The sequence below is a fragment of the Advenella kashmirensis W13003 genome, from assembly GCF_000506985.1.
Taxonomy (GTDB): Bacteria; Pseudomonadota; Gammaproteobacteria; order Burkholderiales; family Burkholderiaceae_B; genus Advenella; species Advenella kashmirensis_A.
This window is the reverse complement of record NZ_KI650979.1, coordinates 101,318-121,245: the sequence shown is the minus strand read 5'-3', so window position 1 is coordinate 121,245 and position 19,928 is coordinate 101,318. Positions and strand designations below refer to the sequence as shown.

Below are 19,928 nucleotides of genomic sequence, written 5' to 3'. Positions count from 1 at the left end.
TACCTGCTGCCGCCACAGTCTAGATCGTTGTTTGCCTGAACAGGGCAATGACCTCCTTCAGAAAAGCCGATTGATCGTTTTTGCGCCAGCTCAGCATGATGGGTGAGGTAAAGCCGGACTCGTCCAGGTCGATATAGACCACGTCTTCCCGATGCAGGCGTCTGACAGATTCGGGCACAATCGATACGCCGATTCCTGCCGTCACCAGCCCGATGGCCGTCTGCAGTTCATTGACTTCCTGGGCGACCACGGGTGAATGACCTTTTTGTTTAAACAGGTTCAGCACATGATCCGCATAGCTGGGTCGGGGGCGGGCCGGGTACAGGATCAGCGGTTCGTTCAGGATATCTGATATTTTGACTGATCGGCGATGTGCCAATGGATGTCTGATCGGCAAGGCAAGCGCCAGGGGTTCATCGGTCAGCACCAGGCGCTCGATTTCCTCATCCTTGAGCAGAATTCGCCCGACGCCGATATCGATACGGCCCGATTTGAGAGCATCGAATTGTTGCAATGTAGTCATTTCCACCAGGCCGATTTCAACCTGATTGTTCATCTCGCGCAGTTGCCGAATGAGCGCGGGCATATGACCATACAGCGTGGACGGAACGAAACCGACGCCAAACCACATGCGGTCATTTTGCCCGATCCGTCGTGTGGCATTGATGGTTTCCTCCAGCCGCAGCGTCATTTTTTCAGTCTGGTCCAGGAAATAGCGACCGGCTTCGGTCAGCTGTATGCCGCGCCCCAGCCGCTCAAAGACCTCCACACCCAGTTCCTCTTCAAGCATTTTGATTTGCCGGCTCAGCGGCGGCTGGGCAATATGCAGCAGCCTGGCCGCCTTGGTAAAGCTCAGCTCCCGGGCAACGCACTGGAAGTAGCGGATTTGTCTTAACTCCATTATTCATACCTTAAAAGTATTGATTACGACAAATATAGTCTTAGACAGGGACAAAAACAATACGGATAATAAAGAAAACATCCGGGGCCGGAGACACCCGTCACATCAATGTGGCATCAGGTCGGCGTCCCGATTACTCATATCGTATGGAGATGAAGTTGAAAAACATCACGCGTCGCCGTTTCGGCATATCTACTCTGAGCGCCGCCCTGGCCGTTGGCGGGCTCTTGGGGGCTTCTTTTGCGCAGGCTGCCTATCCTGAACGGCCGATTACCTGGGTCGTACCGTTCCCGCCCGGCGGCGCCATGGATGTGATTGCGCGCACGCTTGGCGAGACTGTCTCCAAGGACCTGGGCCAGCCGATTGTGGTGGAAAATAAACCTGGCGCCGGCGGTAATATTGGTGCAACCCAGGTATCGAATGCCAAACCGGATGGCTACACGATCATGATTGTGGCCAATGGCATGGCCGTCAATCCGTCTCTTTATAAAAGACTGGGCTATGACCCGATCAAAGATTTCGAGCCGATCTCTCTGCTGGCGGACGTACCAAATATCCTGGTCACACAGGCAAGTCGCAAGGACGTCAATTCGGTAGCGGATGTGATCGAACAGGTCAAGGCCAATCCTGGCAAATACACATACGCGTCTGCCGGTGTGGGTACATCGATCCATCTTGCCGGTGCCTTGTTCACCTATCTGGGTAAACTGGATATGCTGCATGTGCCCTACAAAGGCAGTGGTCCGGCCGTTTCCGATTTGCTGGGCGGGCAGGTCGATTATATGTTCGACAGTATCACTTCGTCCAAACCGCATATCGATGCAGGTAAACTGAAGGCGCTGGGCATTACCACCAGCAAACGCTCGTCATCCCTGCCTGATGTGCCGACCATTGCAGAAAGCGGCATGCCCGGCTATGAATTGCGGCCGTGGTTTGCGACCTTTGCACCTGCCGGCACGCCTGCCGATGTCATCGATACACTGCAAAAGGCAATGATCAAGGCAATGGAAACGGATAAGGTCAAAACCACATTCCAGACGATTGGCGCTGAAAAAATCGGCAGTACGCCGGCAGAACTCAAGACCTATCTGCAATCAGAAACCGATAAATGGAAAAAAATCATTTCTGAAACAGGCATTTCGGCAAACTAGGCTTCACTGCTGAAGTTCGAAACACGAAGTTCGGAGCTCGGTGCTTGAACTTCGATGTCAGAGGTGTGCTTGCTTATGAGTGCTTTTTCGTTAAATATCAAGGATTAAATATGTTGTTCATGGTCGAAATGAAAGTCAATCTTCCTCAGGATATGCCGGCCGAGGTTGCCGCTGATATCAAGGCGAAAGAGAAGCAGTACTCACAGGATTTGCAGCGGGCAGGCAAATGGCCCCATATCTGGCGCGTGGTCGGCAAATACAGCAATGTCAGTATTTTTGATGTGCAGGATAATGCCGAGCTGCATGATGTGTTGTCCGGACTGCCGCTGTTCCCTTATATGGATATCCAGGTCACTGCCCTGTGCCGTCATCCATCGGCGATCTGATCGTGCAGATGCAGACAATGCAAACAGGACAGGAACCATGACTACGCTTGCTATCAATGATCTTCATGTTGACTACCAGCTCGACGGCGACCCACAGGCGCCGGTGCTGGTCTTGTCGAACTCGCTTGGCACCACGAGGCGCATGTGGGCGGAGCAGGTGGCCGCTTTCAGCAAAACGCATCGCGTCCTGACCTATGACACTCGTGGTCATGGTGGTTCATCGGCACCTGCGGGATCCTATACGCTGGAACAATTAGGTCAGGATGTACTGGCACTGGTCGATGCGCTGCAGATACAGACGTTCAGCTTCTGTGGTATTTCCATGGGCGGGCTGATCGGGCAGTGGCTTGGCGTTCATGCGGCGTCCCGGTTGGATCGACTGGTCGTATGCAATACGGCCGCCCGGATTGGTCAGGAAACGGCCTGGAAAGAGCGGGCGGCTCTGGTGCGTGCTCAGGGTATGGGGCCGGTAGCGGATGGGTCGGCGGGGCGCTGGTTTACCGCTGAGTTTGTGGATGCTCATCCGGCTACGGTGGCACCCCTGATCGCGCAATTACGCGGCACGCCGCCAGAGGGCTATGCCGCTTGCTGCGAAGCGCTGGCCACGGCTGATCTGCGCGATGACATCAAGACGATTACGGCGCCTGTGCTGGTGGTCGCCGGCGCTCACGATCCGGTTACCACGGTCGATGATGCCGATTTTATCGCTGGCCAGGTCGTGCGCGCAGAGCGTGTTGCCCTGGAAGCGTCCCATCTTTCCAATATCGAAGCCGCCGCAGCGTTCAATGCCGCGGTCGGCGCATTCCTGGGCGATTAAAACTGGCCCGGCCCTGCCGGGCTAATGGGACCAAACCCTGCCGGGTTTACGGACGAGTGTAAAAGGACACTTTTTCCTCGTCCAGTTCAACCCCCAGACCCGGGCCGGTGGGAATCTTCAATGTGAAGTCGCTGTAGTCCAGCGGTGTCGCCAGAATCTCGTCCTTCAGCAGCAGCGGGCCAAACATTTCTGTGCCCCATTCCAGTTTACTGATCGTTGAAAAAAGATGCGCGGCGGCAATCGTGGCGATAGATCCTTCCAGCATTGTGCCGCCATACAGGGCAATATCGGCCGCCTGGGCAATACCGATCAGGTCGCGTGCATTCTGCAATCCACCCGCCTGTTCGATTTTAATGGCGAAGACATTGGCGCAGTGTGCGCTGGCCAGAGCAAAACCATCTTCCGTTCCTTTCAGCGACTCATCGGCCATAATGGGCACAATTCCCTGCGCGGTCAGTCGTTGCAATCCCGCCAGATTTTTTTCATGGATGGGCTGCTCGATCAGGTCAACGCCTGCGTCGGCCAGGGGCCTTAGTTGGCGTAATGCTTCTGTTTCCGACCAGCCCTGGTTCACGTCGATCCGGATGCTGACGTCATCGCCCACGGCTTTCTTGATGGCGCGGATGTGCTGCAGATCGTCCTTGGGCGCGCGCATGCCCACCTTGAGTTTGAAAATGCAATGACGGCGGCTCTCCAGCATCTGCTGCGCTTCCGCGATGTCCTTTTGCGTATCCCCGCTGGCCAGGGTCCAGGCGACGCTGATTTCGTCATGAATGGCACCGCCAAAAAGGGCATGCAGCGGTACCCCCAGTCGTTTTGCATGGGCATCATACAGCGCCGTCTCGATGGCGCATTTGGCAAAGCGGTTGTCTTTGATTGTCTTATTGATGCGCTGGCGAAGGGACGCCAGGCGAGTAGCCGACTGGCCGGTAATCAACGGTGCAAAGTAGCGATCGATATTGGTCTTGATACTCTCGGGGCTTTCACCACCGTAGTTGAGGCCGCCAATTGTGGTGGCTTCGCCGATGCCTTCGATGCCATCCGAGGTTTTGATTCGTACAAGCACCAGGCATTGATTGTGCATGGTGGCCACGGACATCTTGTGCGGGCGGATGGTTGGAATATCCAGAATTTGCGTACTGACGTTGACGATTGTGGCATTCATATCCATATCCATTTCCCTGGTATCGGCGTTACGTGTATCCATTGAGTATATAAGGCGGCTGGCGCCGGGTCTAATATGGAATTTGTTCTTATGTATACCTAAAAAGTATCGGATGGGAAAGCGGCGGCTGGCAGGCGCGGGCAGGTAGGGGTAAACCGCCATTAAACAGGGATGAAGCATGTCTTCGCCAAACACAGATAGCTAATCTTGTGGTCCGCCCGTATTCTGACGGGATAACGCAAACCTACAAACAGGAGACACATATGAATATGACACTGCGCCTGATTGCTGCCGTGACCGCCGCTTTACTCTGTTCCGGACCCGCCAGCGCGGCCTGGCCAGACAAACCGATTACCATCATTGTGCCCGCCGCGCCTGGCGGAACCACCGATATTGTCGCCCGGCTGGTCGGGGAAAAAATGGGCAAGACGCTGGGCCAAACCGTCGTCATTGAGAATAAGGCGGGCGCTGCCGGCATTATTGGCTCGCAGGCACTGGTGCGCAGCAAACCTGATGGCTACACGCTTGGCATGGGAAATGTCGGGCCCAATGCGATCAACTACAGCCTGTATAAAACGCTGCCCTATAAAAAGGAAGATTTCAAGGCCATCACACTTGTTATTTCCGTTCCCAATGTGCTGGTGGTCAATAGCGAAACGCCCGTCAAGTCGGTTGCTGAGCTGGTGACGTATCTCTCCGAAAATGAGGATCGGCGAACATTCGGTTCATCGGGAAAAGGGCAATCGCCGCATCTTTCTGCGGAGATGTTTCTGCAACGTATTAAACAGACCGCGCAGCATATTCCCTATAAAGGCGCGGGTCCTGCGGTGTCGGGTTTGCTGGGCAATCAATATACATTCATGATTGATAATCTGCCCAGTTCGATCGCGTCCATCAAATCCGGAAAATTTCGTGCACTGGCCGTTACAGGTGAAAAACGGTCCGATCAGTTGCCCGATGTGCCCACCATGAAAGAGGCCGGTATTGACAATATGGTGGTCAATGCCTGGTTCGGCCTGGTTGCGCCTGCCGGAACACCGGATGAGATTGTCAATACAATCCAGCAGGCGGCCAGAAAAGCGCTGCATGAGGAGGATATTGTTTCACGGTTTCACACGCTGGGCGGTACACCAGGCGGCGAAACGCCACAGGAATTTGCCTCTTTCATTGATGATCAGCAGAAATTGTGGGCCGATACAGTTCATGCCGCGGATTTGCAAATGCAATAATGCGTTAATGGCCACCTGTCCGCGATGCCTTCCATAGCGCGTAGCGTTGCGGCAGACACACCGCGCAGGGGCGGTAGCCCGCTGCAATGGCTGTCGCTTCTTCTGCAAAAAATACGCGATGTTTCACATAACCTCCGCGCGCGATAGCCTGCAGTGCGGCACGGCAGTCCAGCGTTCCATAGATTTTTCCGCGTCGATGACCACCCAATGTGCCGGGCTGTGTGCTGCGATAAGTGGTGCCATCCGGTCCTGTCAGGACCCACTGTTTTTCAGAAAGCATGGCTGTTTTCCATATCGGTGTCAGGGGGCGTTGTGAAAGAACAGTTCCAGTCCGATGCGTTCGCCACGACGCACTCGACTGATTGCGTGCCGCGTTTGCACGCGATAATAGCCCTTGCTTCCTCTAAACGGACGCTGCGCGGTTGCGATAATTGCTGCATCGCCCTGGCGTAGCGGCAGCACCATGGGACGCGACTGCATGCGTGGACGCTGTTCGGTCATGACCATTTCTCCACCCTCAAAATTAGTGCCTGGTTCAGACAGCAAGGCGACGATTTGCAGCGGGAAAATGTGTTTGCCTTCGGTGTATTGCTGGAGCGTCAGATTGTCGGTTTCGCCCAGTCGATTCAGGTGAGAAAGCGTACGTACCTGACCGCAATCACGATTGAAATCCAGAAACTGCGCCAGGTCGGTCGGGTAACGATCGGGCGTTTGCAGGACCTCATTCCAGCGGTTGGCGATATGAACCAGGTGTGTATAAAAATGGGTTTGTATGACGTCCAGCGGACTCGCTAGCGGTTCTGGCAAAAAAAATCGCTCACCGTGGCCTGAGCCGCCGGTGACGATCTCGCGGTGAAGTTCCATGTCTGCGGCCTGACGCGTCAGTGAGTCGGTCTGTTCAACTGAGAGTAGTCCGGGCAGCAGGGCGTAGCCTTCACGGTCAAGCTGCGTGGCGATGGTCGTCCAGTCCAGACTGTGTATCGCGTGTGTGATCCTATCAGCAGATGAATTTGTTGAAGGGCGAGCGATTGGGTCGGATTTTTCGGGCATGCGATTTTCCGTGACGGTTGGTTTAGCGGGCATCATGAAAAATCAAGCCGACAGTGTGACGGCGTCCGCTGTGCACAACGCTGACGCCATGGCGCATCGCGACCTTGCGCGTGCCGCGACGCAGGCTCCGGGCCGGTCGCTGATTGACGGTAAAGATCAATGCATCGCCCTGCTGCAACGGTATGACTTCGATTTGCTGGCCGCCAGAGGCACTTTCGGTCATGACAAATTCGCCGCCGGTGAAGTCACGTTCCGGCGCCGAAAGCAGGATCGCGGTTTGCAGCGGGAACACATGCTCGCCATAAAGGTCCTGATGCAGGCAGTTATAGTCGCCGGCACCATATTGAAGAATGAGCGGGGTTGGCCGAGTCTGACCCGCCGCGTGGCATTGAGTCAGGAAATCGTCCAGTCGGTCTGGATAGTGCGCGGACAACCCAAGTTGCTGATTCCATTGATTGGCAATTGGAACCAATCGGGGATAGAGGGCTTGACGCAGCTGGTCCAGGATGGCCGGCAAGGGGTATGAGAAGTATTTGTACTCGCCTCGCCCGAACCCGTGGCGCGCCATCACGATCCGGCTACGGTAGCGTCCGTGCTCGTCGTAGGCGTCAGACAGGGCCTGGCATTGCGCCTGCGTCAATAAACCAGGCAGGACTGCATGGCCGGATTCATCGAGTGATGAGCGGATGGTTTGCCACTCGTAATTGTCGAGGGTGATCGTGCTCGCAGATGTCATTTCTATATTCACTTTGCCTTTGATTCCACCACGGAGGCGCCACCGAAGAGGCTGATACGGCAGCGCCCCAAGGATACGGTATCGTCGCCCTTCCGGGGCAGTGGTCGATCTGTCAGGTAAGTGTAGACATCGTGCGGGCGCCCTGCAATCCGCTATTTGCGATTGAATTTTTTACCTTACACGCCGCCGGGCTGATCTTGTGCGGGGATAGCGCACTGTGCATGCGATGGAAGGTGCCGCGGGTCAGTTCGCTTCTTCGCGTCCTTCAGCAATCTTTTCATCGGCCTGGCTCATTTCCTCGGTATCCGCCGTTTCCACCTCGTGTTTATGTTCTTCGGCGGGGCAGTACTGAAATTTTGCGTAAATGGGGAAATGATCCGAACCGATATCGGACAGCTTGGCCATCTGCTTGATCTGAAACTCCGGGCTCTGAAAAATATGATCAAGCGGCCAGCGCAGAAAGCGATAGTGCGCATGGAACGTATTGAACATGCCGCGCCCGATGCGCGCATCCAGCAGTTCGCTCACTTTCTTGAACAACCGGGTCGAATGCGACCAGGCCACATCATTCAGATCACCAAAAACCAGCGCGGTTTCATCGCGCTCGCGGATCTGTTTGCCGACCAGCAACAGCTCTGCATCCCGGGGGGCTGACGTGTCGCTCTCCGTGGGACTGGGCGGAGTCGGATGCAGGCAGTAAATACGGATTCGTTCGCCCGATCGCAGAACCAATTGACTGCAAATGGACGGGATGTCGCGCTCGACCCGGTACAGCACTTCCGTTTCTTCCAGGGGCAGCCGGGAAAAAAGATGCATGCCGTACAAATTGTCCAGCGGAATGGCAACGCGATGCGGGTAGTCGGCGTGCAGGCATTCCAGAGCATCCTGCCACCACTGATCCGACTCCAGCGTCAGAACCAGATCGGGTTTGTAGCGGTGAACCAGTTCAATCAGCGCCTGGCTATTATGATTAGGTGTCAATACGTTGGACGAGAGAAGAGAGATGGTTCGGTCATCGTCGGCGTCCTGATTGCTCAGCACTTCCTTGTGGGCTAATCGCGTGTAGGGGCGGATTTTGCAGGCCTGATAGATCACGGCAATTACATTTGTTATCACCACGAGCCAGGCGAGCCAGACCGGTGAAGGCGGGTAAACAGCAGTCATGATCAAGGCTAAAACGCACAGCACCGCAATCTGGACCCGGGGAAAGTCCAGACTGCGGATGGTCCAGTGACTACATGGCAGGAAAGCCAGGCATGTTGCCAGCACCGGAACCAGCAGCATCAGCGCGTAAAAATAGGACACTCGATATTCTCCGTAAGTCGAAATAAGAGTCGAGTGTTGATTATAGGGGGTGTACATGACTGCGGTCTTAATAGCGTGCCCGTAAGCAAATAGCGGCGTACCGTATGGACGTCACCCATGGTCCTGAGAGCGAAACGGGCTTATTTGACGCAAAGATGATACATTTTGCTTTCATTTTCTCTTAAACGCATTCTATAATGAGAAGCATTATTATTTATTAGATTGCTGCAACCCGAATCCTCATGCCCAACCCGCTTTCGTCCGATGACGTCGGCCTGCTATACGTGCAGCACTATCCATGGCTGGTACGCTGGCTGCACCGTAAACTGGGCTGCTCCCACAACGCAGCGGATTTCGCCCAGGATACCTTTTGTCGCCTGCTGGGCACGCCGGCTCCCGTGTTGCGCGAACCTCGCGCCTGGCTGACCACTACCGCATCACGCCTAATGATCGACGATTCCCGTAGCCGCAAAGTGGCGCAGATATTCCGGGAGTCGTGGCTTCACGTGCATGGCTCCGATACGGCTCCTTCGGCTGAGACAATTGCTCAGGCAGCACAAACGCTGGCGCTGGTTGCGCAGTGGCTGGAAACGTTGTCCCCAAATGCACGAACCGCATTTCTCATGGTCCGGCTGGAAGGAAAGACGCATGCGCAGGTTGCGGCTCATCTGGGGGTATCAGTCAGTCGCGTGCGCCAGTATGTTTCTGGCTGCCTCGTACATTGTTACACACAGGCTTTTGCGGATGCCGGCGCGGTATGATATGAAGCAGCCGGCAGCAGAGCATCCTTACAGTGACGGGGAACCGTCTCCCGGCGTTATTGCCGCCGCCGCAAGCTGGTATGTGCGGCTGCAAGACCAGGATGCTACTGACGAGGAACGCCGGGAGTGTGATCAATGGCGCCTGGCCGACCCGATGCATCAGCGCGCCTGGCAGCGCCTGGACGCCTTATGGCGCAATTTTGACGACCTGGAAGGCGCAGCAACTGATCCGGCGCAAGCCACGCTGGCAAAGCTCAATACCCGCAAGCGTACCAAACGTCGGGTCAAACGAACGATCGGCACTACGATTACGTGTATCGGTGTGTTGGTTCTCCTGTCCGAATGGATGCATCCTCATTTGCTGGTCGATCACTACACGGGGGTGGCCCAGCGCGAAGCGGTGACCTTGCCTGATGGCAGCCAATTGACACTGGATGCCCGCAGTGCCGTTGATATCCGGTACACCAGTACCGAGCGACGGGTAATACTAAGAGAAGGACAGATTCTGGCCCAGGTCAATCAGGATCGTGCGCATCGTCCTTTCATTGTCCAGACAGAGGAGGGCACGGCGACCGCGCTCGGTACGCGATATACCGTGTCGGTTCACAGGCAGGGCATGGTGGTGAACGTGATCGAGTCCAGTGTCAGAGCGTGTGCCGCCGACGATGGTGCACAGACATGCACTGATCTGGAACCGGGACAAAGCGCAACAGTCAGCAATGGCAATGTAGCGCGCATGTACGGTTCTGGGTATACGGATCCCGCGGCCTGGACTCAGGGATATCTGGCGCTGGACAATCAGCCCTTGAGCCGGGTGCTTCACGACCTGAAGGCCTATCACAGCGGCTTTTTGTTGTATGACGACAAATCGCTGGAAAGTATTCGCGTTTCAGGCGTGATTCCTCTTGATAACAGTACGCAGGCGCTCAATACGCTGGCCGCTACCCTGCCGATCCGCATTCATGGCTATGAACCGCTGGTTTTGACAATAAAAAAAACGGAATAATTTCGACCCGGCCTGTCACTTTTCGTTTGTGATCCGTCATAGCTTATATACGGTAAAAAAACAGAGAGGGATCTACGATGATCAGGATGGGAGAAAGTCGGCTGGGCGCAGTAAGCACCGGGGTGCTTGCGTTTTTTTGTTTGAACCCAACGGTGATCCAGGCGCAGGATCGGCCAGCTGAACTGGCGCGCGACTACAGGATCGAAGCAGGTCCGCTGACACAGTCGCTTAACCAATTCGTGATGCGTTCAGGAGTGGCCATGGTATTTCCGTCGTCCCTGACCGCCGACAGACAGGCACCTGCGCTCAAAGGCCGGTATACCGTGCGCGAAGGATTCGGCAAACTGTTGCATGGAACCGGCTTGCGTGCTGTCCTGCAGGAGGGCAACACATACAGTCTGATCGCGTTATCACCGCCACAAAGCGTGCTTGATCGGGATCCAGACGTGGCAACGCTCGATACCGTATATGCGATTGACGACTTATACGGACGCACAGTGGATGGGTATATTGCCGTAACGGATACGACTGCCATGAAAACGGCGTCTTCTCTGCTTGAAACACCGCAAACCGTTAATGTTGTCACCAAAGACCAAATCGTGGCGCAGGGCGCGCACAGCGTGACCGACGCGGTTCGGTATACTCCCGGCGTGCTGGCCTCCTTTGGCGATAGCGATACGCGCAATGATGTGCTGCACAGCCGCGGGTTTTATCTGAAGCAGAATTTGAATGGCTCAAAGCTGCCATTTGGTGCGTATAGTGCGGCGATGTTGCGGATCGAGCCTTATGGGCTGGAGAGAATTGATATCCTCAAAGGACCGGCGTCTGTCATGTACGGGCAGAATACGCCCGGCGGGATTGTCAATATGACGACCAAACAACCGCTGAATGTTCCAATGCATGAGATTGTGGTGGGAGGCGGCAATCATGACAGAACGCTGGGGGCTTTCGATTTCACCGGGCCTGTGGATGAAGAAGGCAGATTGAGCTACCGCTTGACAGGTCTGGCCCGGAACAGTAATGGCCGGGTGGATGATGGCTTTGATCGTCGGATATTTATCGCGCCTTCACTGGAGTGGAAGCTGGGGGACCGAACTCGCCTGACTGTTTTTTCGCATTACCAGCGCGATAAAACCCTGACCGATTACTCGGCATTGCCTGCCATCGGTACGCTTTATGAGAGTCCTAACGGCAGGATTTCACCGACTAAAAACCTGGGTCAGCCCGACTTCGATGGCTATGAGCGTCGCCAGGCGGCTATCGGCTATGAGTTCGAGCATGTGTTCAATGACGTCTTCACTTTGCGCCAGAACCTTCAATATAACAAGGTGGACGTGACTACTCAGGCCAGTCCCGGATACATGCTGGATCCGACAGCCCGCTATCTGAGCCGCGTCGGCACACGCGGGCAGGCCCGAGCCGATGTGCTGTCGGTGGACACTCATGTACAGGCCGATTTCCACATGGGCGCGGCGCGTCACACAGTGTTGGCCGGTATCGACTACATGAAGCTGGATGATTATTACAAATTTGCTTCGGGTCTGTATGCCAGTCCACTGGATATTCAGAATCCGGATTATAACGTCGCCCATCCTGAGCTGATCCCGCGTATTGACTATCGACAGACGCGCGAACAGTTGGGTTTTTATCTGCAGGACCAGATTCGATGGAATCGTTGGGTGTTGACGCTTGGCGGGCGTTATGACCAGGCGCACTCGCGAACCTTGAACCAATTGCCTGCCAGTGTGAGGGCAAAGCAGCAGGAGTCTGCCTGGACAGGACGGGTCGGACTGGCCTATGTATTCGACAATGGCCTGGCGCCCTACATCAGTTACAGCTCATCTTTTGAGCCTGAAGATGGGACCGACTTTTCTGGTGCACAATTTAAAGCCATGAAAGGCAGACAGATTGAAGCAGGGGTCAAATATCAGCCGGCCGGGCAAAAGAGCTTCGTCACTCTGTCCGCTTTCGAAATCAGGCAGCGCAATATGACCACGCCTGATCCGGATCCCCTGCATACCGGTTTTTTGGTCCAGTCAGGCGAAGCCCGGGTACGTGGACTTGAAATTGAAGCCAAAGCCCACATCAACAAATCGCTGAATGTGATTGCATCGTATGCCTATCTCAATTCAAGGATGATCAAGGCGAATGCAGATGCGAGCGGACGCACCCTGCAGGGCAAATCACTGGAGCGGGTACCCCGGCATCAGGCCGCCTTGTGGGTAGAATATCAACCGGTGCCGGCCCTCCACCTGGCAGCGGGGTTGCGGTACCAGGGATCCAATTTTGGCGATGCAGACAACACCCTGGCGTTGCCTGCCCGGACCCTGGTTGATGCGTCCGTCCGCTACGATGCGGAGCAGCTTTCCTCCAGCCTGAAAGGAATGACACTGCAATTGACTGCGTCCAACCTCTTTAACAAGGAGTATATCGGCTACTGTTTGAACGAGATTCAGTGTTTCTATGGCCAGGGGCGGACTGTGCAGGCGTCGCTGAGGTATAAGTGGTGAGACTCAGATCACGGTGGTTTGCCGCTTTGCTTCCTGCCTTGCGGGAAAAAACGGGTAACGATTTTGTAGGCGCATGTCGCAAGCAGCTTTAGAATGAAATGGAAAAACCGCCATCTACCGTCAATACCTGGCCGTTTACATACGAGGCTGCTTCGGATGCGAGAAAAAGGACAGGTCCGATGATTTCTGCGGGACTTCCCCAGCGCTGCAGCGGATTGCGTTCCTGCATTTTCGCAATGTTGTCCGGGTTCCGGATCAATGACTGATTGAATTCTGTCGCAAACGTGCCGGGAGCGATTGCATTACTCAGAATGCCTTCTTTCCCGAACTCGACGGCCAGCGAGCGCGTCATGGTATTGAGTGCCTGCTTGGTGATCGGATAAATAAAGTCGCCGGACCGGACAATGTGTCCCGCGATGGAGCTGATCGTAATAATCCGGCCATATCGATTTAATTTCATCAGGGCAATTGCCGCACGGGATATTTCGATATTGGCAAGCACGTTTGTACGAATGATGGTGTCCAGTTCAATGGTATCGATATCGCCAAGCGGTTTGCGCAACCGCATGCTGGCATTGTTCACAAGAATGTCAAGACGAGCGTGAGTATCACGTATTTTATCGAAAGCACGTTGGCAGGCTGCTCTGTCGTTCAGTTCAAAGGCAACCCATGATGCATTCAACCCTTCAGACAGTAGTTTTTCCGATGCTGCGGCCGCGCTGTTCTGGTCACGGCCATGGACAATCACCATTGCGCCTGCCTGTCCCAGTCCGCGTCCGATTTCAAGGCCCAGGCCGCGCGTGGCGCCTGTCACCAATGCGACTTGATCGTGTAAATCGAAGAGTGGGTGGCCTGGCGCGGTGATGGACTTCTCAGTTTCTGTAGCTTGCATCGCGTCGGTCTAGATAACGAAGCATAGCAGGCCATTCCATGATACCGAATGGACGCCTGACGCTGGGTTGGTATAAATGATGGGTTTTGTCTACCACTGCCTGAGGCGGGATAACCAATTTGGTACCCCCGGCCATCGCATCCACCTGGGCACGGCAAGCCATTTCCAGCCAGTACATTGCATTGAAGGCTTCCTCGACGGAGGCAGAGGCGACCAGAAGTCCGTGACTGCGCAATATCATGGCATCCTGTTTGCCAAGATCGGCCACAAGACGTTTTTGCTCGTCCATATCAATCGCGACACTTTCGTAGTCGTGATAAGTGATGTCCTTGAAACGCATGGCGGTTTGTGTGATGGGCAGCAGTCCGCATTCCATTGCTGATACTGCCATTCCCGCACGGGAATGAGTATGAATAACACAACCAACATCGTGGCGCGCAGAGTGGATCGCGCTATGGATCACGTAGCCGGCCTGGTTGACGCCGGTGCCGTCAGTGTGCGGATTGTCCAGTACGTCGCCATTCACGTTGATTTTGATCAGGCTGGAGGCGGTGATCTCTTCATACATATAGCCGTACGGGTTAATCAGGATTTCGTCATCGGTGCCCGGAATGCGAGCAGTAATATGGTTGTAGACAAGATCGCTCATGCCAAAAAGCGGCATCAGGCGATAGCACGCGGCCAGATTAACTCGTGTTTCCCATTCTGTGGTGCTGACATTCATTTTTGATCTACTCCTGCGTCTTTGACAATATTTCCCCAGGTATCGTAATTTTCCTGAACCATTTTTTTAAATGCTTCTGGCGATTCGCTCATGACGACCTCTGAGCCCAGCGCAACCAGTTTGGCATTGGTTTCTTTGTCGCTGAGGGCTTTGTTCAATTCGGTATGTAATTTATCGACAATATCACGGGGTGTGCCCTTGGGGGCGAAAATCCCGAGCCATGCGCCCATATTGAAGTTTGTAACACCCTGTTCCTGGATGGTTGGAACATCCGGCGCGAGCTTGGCCCGGTTCGCGACGCTGACGGCGAGCGCATTCAGTTTGCCCGACTTGACGTGAGGCATGGCCGAGACAACCGTGTCAAATGTCATATCCACGTTACCACCGATAACGTCTGTCTGGGACTGTGTGCTGCCGGAATAGGGAATATGAACCATTTTTGTTCCGGTCCTTTTCATCAGCAGTTCCATCAGCAAATGACTGGTCGTGCCTTTTCCGATAGATGCGTAGGTCAGCTTTTCCGGATTTTTCTTTGCGTAGCCGATCAGGTCCTGGAACGTTTTGATATTCTTTGTGTTATTAATCACCAGAATATAGGGCAGCCAGGTGGTTTGCCCGACCGGCTCGAAGTCGCTGCCTGCGTCATAAGGCAGGGACTTGTATACATGAGGATTAATATTCATCGGTGCGGTCGCCGACAGCACGACTGTATAACCATCGGGCTTGGAACGGGCTACCATTCCTGCTCCCAGGCTGCCGCCGACGCCGGGTTTGTTTTCTACTATGAAGGGCTGGCCGAGATCTTTACCCATTTTATTGGCCAGAATCCTGGCGACGGCGTCGGTGGAGGTGCCGGGAGGAAATCCGACGACGATCGTGATTGGTTTTTCAGGATAGGCAGCATGTGCTGCCGTTGCAATGGCAACGGCAGCGACCGCAAGCGCAGTCTTGGCGATATAGTGTTTTATCATGTCTCTTCCGTATTTATAATAGTGTGCGTCTTGTTGGGCGCAGTGGATGTTTATCCTATCGGCCAGCCGATCGCATGTCTATTATTGAATCAAAAACTCCGACTTAATAAAAAGGAAAGAGGGACTTCGGCTTAGCAAAATGACAAGATCAGATGTAAGTGGCAACGCAGCGTTTTGTTGGCTCAGGGAATAGATAAACAAATTTTCGCCAAGGCGAATAGCTATTAAAAAGGGAGCAAATAATGACCGTTCAAAAAGTAGCAGTGATTACGGCAGGGGGCAGTGGCATGGGCGCACAAGCCGCAAGCAAACTGGCTGCGGATGGATTCAAGGTAGCCATTCTGTCGTCCTCCGGCAAGGGCGAGACGCTTGCAAAAAGCCTGAATGGCGTAGGGGTGACGGGGTCCAATCAGTCCAATGAGGATCTGGGCAGACTGGTTGACCTTGCGGTGTCAACCTGGGGGCGCATTGATGTTCTGGTCAACAGTGCCGGGCATGGTCCGCGCGGACCGATTCTGGATATCACAGATGAAGACTGGCACAAGGGCATGGATACTTATTTCATGAACGTGGTAAGAGCGACCAGGCTGGTCTGTCCGGTCATGCAAAAGCAAAAATCCGGATCCATTATCAATATTTCATCTGCCTGGGCGTTTGAACCGGCGGCCATGTTTCCGACGTCTGCCGTGTTTCGCGCTGCGCTGGCCTCATACACCAAGTTGTTCGTGGAAGCTTATTCAGCGGACAATATACGCATGAATAATGTTCTGCCCGGCTGGATCGACAGTCTGCCGCAAGTGGACGAGCGTCGTGAGAGTGTGCCGATGAAGCGCTATGGAACGGCCGATGAAATCGCCGGCACCATTGCCTTTCTGGCGTCGGAAGCGGCCGGTTATATTACCGGCCAGAACATCCGCGTCGATGGCGGCTTGATGCGACACGTTTGATTGCAGGTGCCTACAAAATTCCCAGTTCCGGGTAGGGCTGATTATTCTCGATGCGCTCGTAACCAAGACGGGTCAGGTCAATGGTATTGAATTGACCGTGAATGATGAGTTCAGCAATGCCGCGCGCCGCCGCCGGGGCATGCATCATGCCATGCCCTGAAAAACCGGCCACGGTGTACAAATTAGGAAGACGTGAATTCCATGCGCCGATGACAGGGTTGCCATCCAGTTCGTTGACCTCGTACAGGCCCGACCAGGTTCGATGACACTTTGCGGCCTCAAAGGCCGGGAAGCGATGGGCGACGGCGGGCCACACGACATTTTCGAAATAGTTGTGATCCACTTCAAAGTTATAGCCCCGCGGCACAGTGCCATCCACCAGTCCACCGGAATAGCCCTGTCCTTCGGAGCGAAAGGCAAGTCTGGCGGTGTCTTTGACATAGGGCAGGTGGCCGACGTGGCTGCCCGGGGTGAAGTAATGCTCAAAACGTCGCACTGGCGATATGGGTAATGTCATGTCAAATAGTCTGGCAACGTCGCCGGACCAGGCACCCGTGGCATTGACAAAAGACGTCGCGCTGATGACGTTGCCACCATCCAATATGACCGACTTTGCTGCGGTAGCATCGTGATTGGCGGCGACAACACGATCTGCAATGTAAGTTGCACCCAGGCTGACCGCCTTGCGGCGAAATCCCCAAAGCAGTCCGTAGGGGTCGCACCAGCCATCTTGCGGCGTATGGACGCCGGCGCCAAGATCATCTACATACATGGCGGGGAAGCGGTCCTTTAACTCGGAGGGTGAAAGCAAATCCAAAGTGCAACTCTCGGCCTGCTGGAAACGGGCGTTTATTTCCAGCTGTCGAGTGTGTTCCGGCGGTACGACAAAAAGATACCCGCCTTCGACCCAGTCTACCGGCGCCGGACGATCACCGATAGCCATGGTAGTCTCGAAATTGCGTATGAAATCAAGGCTGTAAAGCGACATGGCAATGTTCTCTTTGCCGGTGAACTGAACACGGCAGCCACCGGACGAACGCAAAGCCGAGGCAAATTCGTAAGACGGATCGGGCTCGATGACGCAGACCGACAGGGCGGGATCTTCCCGCAATAGAAAGTAGGCAATGGCAGAGCCGATGATGCCGCCGCCGATTACGGCAATATCGAACTGGGTGTGGGATGTCGTCATGAGAATGCCGGATAAAAATGGAAAGGGTGGAGGACGTTTTCTGAATGTTTGACTGGAGTGATCAGGGTTGTACCTGTCGGGTTTGCTGCAGCGCTTCCTGTGTCTGGGCGATGTGGCGTTCGAGCAGTTTTCGTGCGCGCTCGGTATTGCCGGCCATACAGGCATCCAGCAGCACACGGTGGTCTTTCTGGGAAGATTTCCTGCCGATCGCGGCCGATTGGTGTGCGCGCAAATGGATGTCAACGCTTCGCACAAGATGCTCAATCATGGAAAGAAGGCGATTTTTCCCGCAAGGACGGTACAGGCAAAGATGAAACTCCAGATTCAGTTCGGACCATTCGCCCGGTATGTCGCTGGCATCGTAGCGGGCCAGGATTGTCTCGGCTTTTCTGAAAACGGCAGGTGTCATATGAGGAATGGCCAGCACTAGCGCACGCGACTCCAGCCCGATTCTGATATCCAGTGTTTCGAGCAGATCGTCTACGGAGCGCGACGCAACCACGGATCCTTGATGGACGGCATGGGTGACCAGGCCTTCTGCCTCCAGCCTTTTCAGGGCTTCTCGTACCGGGATACGGCTGACGCCAAACTGCTGGGCAAGCGCTTCCTGTTTCAATTGCACGCCGATGCCGAGTGACCCATTCAAAATCAGCGTGCGCAATTGGTTGGTCACATTTTCTGCTGACAGGGTAGCGGCTTTTTCCGGGCTGTTGATCATAGCTGTGTGATTTATTGAATCCTAAATTGGATCCAATATTATCATTATTCTGATAAAAGACAAAGCGCAAACCGGGGAATGGGGGTCAGCGTTTTGCTGTTATTGCAATTGTCAACGCATGCAGCCAATCATATTTGGCTCACTTACAAATATCTGAATATTCTTGACAACGTCCGATTCTGTGCGTATAAACTTCATTGCAGTCGCAGTTTGTAACATGTATGAAAAAATGCTTAATAACGATTAGATTACAAGTACAACGGAGACAATCATGACAAATCGCATCGCGAAAAAACGTCAGGCAGCAACACCTAAATCATCACGCCGCAGGTTTCTGGGAGGAGCTGCAGCCGGATCGGTCGCGGCGGCGGGAATGGGCTTTCCGGCCATTGTCAGTGCGCAGACGCCGGTCAGTTTTCGCTTTCAAAGCACCTGGCCCACTGTTGATATTTTCCACGAATACGCCAATGACTTCGCCAAAAAAGTCAACGACATGACCGGGGGCGAATTGAAAATCGAAGTGCTTCCGGCCGGCGCAGTGGTGCCGGCTTTTGCCCTGCTTGATGCGGTTTCCAAAGGCACGCTGGATGGGGGACACGGCGTGCTGGGCTACAGCTATGGCAAGCAGAATGCATTGGCCCTGTTTTCGTCCGGGCCCGCTTTCGGAATGGACGCCAATATGTTGCTCGCCTGGCACAAGTATGGTGGTGGCAAGGAGCTATTGGCCAAATTGTATGAGTCCATTGGCGGCAACGTTGTCTCTTTTTTGAGTGGTCCGATGCCGACCCAGGCGCTGGGCTGGTTCAAGAAACCCATCGCCAAAGCAGAGGATTTGAAAGGGGTCAAGTTCCGTACCAACGGTCTGGCCATTGACTTGTTCACCGCCATGGGTGCTGCAGTGAATGCCTTGCCTGGCGGGGAAATTGTGCCTGCGCTGGACCGCGGCCTGCTTGATGGTGCGGAGTTCAACAATGCCTCTTCTGACCGGCTGCTGGGTTTTCCGGATGTATCCAAGATCTGCATGCTGCAAAGTTTCCATCAGTCTTCCGAGACATTTGAAATTACCTTCAACAAGGACAAGTACAACGCCTTGCCCGATAAAATGAAGTCCATTATTGAAAATGCCGTTGAGGCTGCATCGGCAGATATGTCCTGGAAAGCCATTGACCGTTATTCCCAGGACTATATCAAGCTGAAAACCGAGGATAACGTCAAGTTCTACAAAACCCCGGATGCCATTCTTCAACAGCAATTGACGACCTGGGACGACATCATCGCCAAAAAGGCCGAGAACAACGCGTTGTTCAAAGAGATCGAGCAGTCGCAGCGCAAGTTTGCCGAGCGGGCGGTGGCGTGGGATATGGATACCAACAATAATCGGCGCATGGCGTACAACCATTATTTCGTGAAGAAAGCCCAAAGTTAGTGCGGTCTTGTTGATGCCGGCGGGCTCCGCCGGTGTTGACGCGC

General features: G+C 54.4%; 20 protein-coding genes. 9 read left to right on the top strand and 11 right to left on the bottom strand.

Going from position 1 to position 19,928, the window contains the following annotated elements; all coding sequences use genetic code 11:
* Positions 1 to 19: 19 nt before the first annotated feature.
* The gene (locus W822_RS24795; RefSeq protein WP_024003181.1) at positions 20 to 901 is read right to left on the bottom strand and encodes a LysR family transcriptional regulator; all 882 of its coding nucleotides are present in this window, start codon (positions 899 to 901) and stop codon (positions 20 to 22) included.
* 152 nt (positions 902 to 1,053) lie between these two features.
* Between W822_RS24795 and W822_RS24790 the strand changes: the two genes are divergently transcribed.
* From W822_RS24790 to pcaD, 3 genes are all read left to right on the top strand, one after another.
* Complete coding sequence (locus tag W822_RS24790; protein ID WP_024003180.1) at positions 1,054 to 2,052, top strand: Bug family tripartite tricarboxylate transporter substrate binding protein; 999 nt, start codon at positions 1,054 to 1,056, stop codon at positions 2,050 to 2,052.
* A 110-nt stretch (positions 2,053 to 2,162) separates the two neighbouring features.
* A complete protein-coding gene (catC, locus tag W822_RS24785; RefSeq protein WP_024003179.1) occupies positions 2,163 to 2,438 on the top strand; it encodes a muconolactone Delta-isomerase in 276 nt (91 codons plus the stop codon).
* 37 nt (positions 2,439 to 2,475) lie between these two features.
* A complete protein-coding gene (gene pcaD / locus W822_RS24780) occupies positions 2,476 to 3,255 on the top strand; it encodes a 3-oxoadipate enol-lactonase (RefSeq protein WP_024003178.1) in 780 nt (259 codons plus the stop codon).
* A 46-nt stretch (positions 3,256 to 3,301) separates the two neighbouring features.
* Here pcaD and W822_RS24775 read toward each other — a convergent pair whose 3' ends face one another.
* Positions 3,302 to 4,420, bottom strand: a complete 1,119-nt coding sequence (locus W822_RS24775) for a muconate/chloromuconate family cycloisomerase (protein ID WP_024003177.1) — start codon at positions 4,418 to 4,420, stop codon at positions 3,302 to 3,304.
* 263 nt (positions 4,421 to 4,683) lie between these two features.
* Here W822_RS24775 and W822_RS24770 point away from each other — a divergent pair, with 263 nt between their 5' ends.
* Positions 4,684 to 5,649: a Bug family tripartite tricarboxylate transporter substrate binding protein gene (locus W822_RS24770; protein WP_024003176.1), complete on the top strand. Its 966-nt coding sequence runs from the start codon at positions 4,684 to 4,686 to the stop codon at positions 5,647 to 5,649.
* Between the two features lie 4 nt (positions 5,650 to 5,653).
* Here W822_RS24770 and W822_RS24765 read toward each other — a convergent pair whose 3' ends face one another.
* The 4 genes from W822_RS24765 to W822_RS24750 form a co-directional block, all read right to left on the bottom strand.
* Positions 5,654 to 5,929 (bottom strand): Ada metal-binding domain-containing protein, encoded by a 276-nt coding sequence (locus W822_RS24765; RefSeq protein ID WP_024003175.1) that lies wholly within the window; start codon positions 5,927 to 5,929, stop codon positions 5,654 to 5,656.
* A gap of 20 nt (positions 5,930 to 5,949) precedes the next feature.
* Positions 5,950 to 6,699: a 2OG-Fe(II) oxygenase gene (locus W822_RS24760; protein ID WP_081724236.1), complete on the bottom strand. Its 750-nt coding sequence runs from the start codon at positions 6,697 to 6,699 to the stop codon at positions 5,950 to 5,952.
* A gap of 22 nt (positions 6,700 to 6,721) precedes the next feature.
* Positions 6,722 to 7,435 carry a 2OG-Fe(II) oxygenase gene (locus W822_RS24755; protein WP_024003173.1) on the bottom strand — a complete coding sequence of 238 codons (714 nt, stop codon included), beginning with the start codon at positions 7,433 to 7,435 and terminating at the stop codon, positions 6,722 to 6,724.
* Between the two features lie 243 nt (positions 7,436 to 7,678).
* Positions 7,679 to 8,740, bottom strand: a complete 1,062-nt coding sequence (locus W822_RS24750; RefSeq protein WP_024003172.1) for an endonuclease/exonuclease/phosphatase family protein — start codon at positions 8,738 to 8,740, stop codon at positions 7,679 to 7,681.
* 242 nt (positions 8,741 to 8,982) lie between these two features.
* Here W822_RS24750 and W822_RS24745 point away from each other — a divergent pair, with 242 nt between their 5' ends.
* From W822_RS24745 to W822_RS24735, 3 genes are all read left to right on the top strand, one after another.
* Positions 8,983 to 9,501 (top strand): sigma-70 family RNA polymerase sigma factor, encoded by a 519-nt coding sequence (locus tag W822_RS24745; RefSeq protein WP_024003171.1) that lies wholly within the window; start codon positions 8,983 to 8,985, stop codon positions 9,499 to 9,501.
* A gap of 1 nt (position 9,502) precedes the next feature.
* The gene (locus W822_RS24740) at positions 9,503 to 10,507 is read left to right on the top strand and encodes a FecR family protein (protein WP_172642753.1); all 1,005 of its coding nucleotides are present in this window, start codon (positions 9,503 to 9,505) and stop codon (positions 10,505 to 10,507) included.
* 77 nt (positions 10,508 to 10,584) lie between these two features.
* Entirely contained in the window at positions 10,585 to 13,017 is a 2,433-nt protein-coding gene (locus W822_RS24735; RefSeq protein ID WP_024003169.1) for a TonB-dependent siderophore receptor, read from the top strand.
* An 88-nt stretch (positions 13,018 to 13,105) separates the two neighbouring features.
* Here the strand turns inward: W822_RS24735 and W822_RS24730 are convergent, their stop codons facing one another.
* From W822_RS24730 to W822_RS24720, 3 genes are read right to left on the bottom strand one after another with little or no spacing between them, the layout of a single operon-like run.
* The gene (locus tag W822_RS24730) at positions 13,106 to 13,909 is read right to left on the bottom strand and encodes an SDR family oxidoreductase (protein ID WP_024003168.1); all 804 of its coding nucleotides are present in this window, start codon (positions 13,907 to 13,909) and stop codon (positions 13,106 to 13,108) included.
* A complete protein-coding gene (locus W822_RS24725; RefSeq protein ID WP_024003167.1) occupies positions 13,890 to 14,633 on the bottom strand; it encodes a class II aldolase/adducin family protein in 744 nt (247 codons plus the stop codon). Before W822_RS24725 ends, W822_RS24730 begins: the two co-directional genes overlap by 20 nt.
* Positions 14,630 to 15,604: a Bug family tripartite tricarboxylate transporter substrate binding protein gene (locus tag W822_RS24720; RefSeq protein ID WP_024003166.1), complete on the bottom strand. Its 975-nt coding sequence runs from the start codon at positions 15,602 to 15,604 to the stop codon at positions 14,630 to 14,632. Before W822_RS24720 ends, W822_RS24725 begins: the two co-directional genes overlap by 4 nt.
* 242 nt (positions 15,605 to 15,846) lie before the next feature.
* Here W822_RS24720 and W822_RS24715 point away from each other — a divergent pair, with 242 nt between their 5' ends.
* A complete protein-coding gene (locus W822_RS24715) occupies positions 15,847 to 16,551 on the top strand; it encodes an SDR family oxidoreductase (protein ID WP_024003165.1) in 705 nt (234 codons plus the stop codon).
* Between the two features lie 10 nt (positions 16,552 to 16,561).
* Here W822_RS24715 and W822_RS24710 read toward each other — a convergent pair whose 3' ends face one another.
* Together W822_RS24710 and W822_RS24705 are read right to left on the bottom strand one after the other, a co-directional pair.
* Positions 16,562 to 17,740 (bottom strand): NAD(P)/FAD-dependent oxidoreductase, encoded by a 1,179-nt coding sequence (locus W822_RS24710; RefSeq protein ID WP_024003164.1) that lies wholly within the window; start codon positions 17,738 to 17,740, stop codon positions 16,562 to 16,564.
* A 61-nt stretch (positions 17,741 to 17,801) separates the two neighbouring features.
* Positions 17,802 to 18,458 carry a GntR family transcriptional regulator gene (locus W822_RS24705; RefSeq protein WP_024003163.1) on the bottom strand — a complete coding sequence of 219 codons (657 nt, stop codon included), beginning with the start codon at positions 18,456 to 18,458 and terminating at the stop codon, positions 17,802 to 17,804.
* A 271-nt stretch (positions 18,459 to 18,729) separates the two neighbouring features.
* Here W822_RS24705 and W822_RS24700 point away from each other — a divergent pair, with 271 nt between their 5' ends.
* The gene (locus tag W822_RS24700) at positions 18,730 to 19,884 is read left to right on the top strand and encodes a TRAP transporter substrate-binding protein (protein WP_024003162.1); all 1,155 of its coding nucleotides are present in this window, start codon (positions 18,730 to 18,732) and stop codon (positions 19,882 to 19,884) included.
* The last annotated feature ends 44 nt before the right edge of the window (positions 19,885 to 19,928 follow it).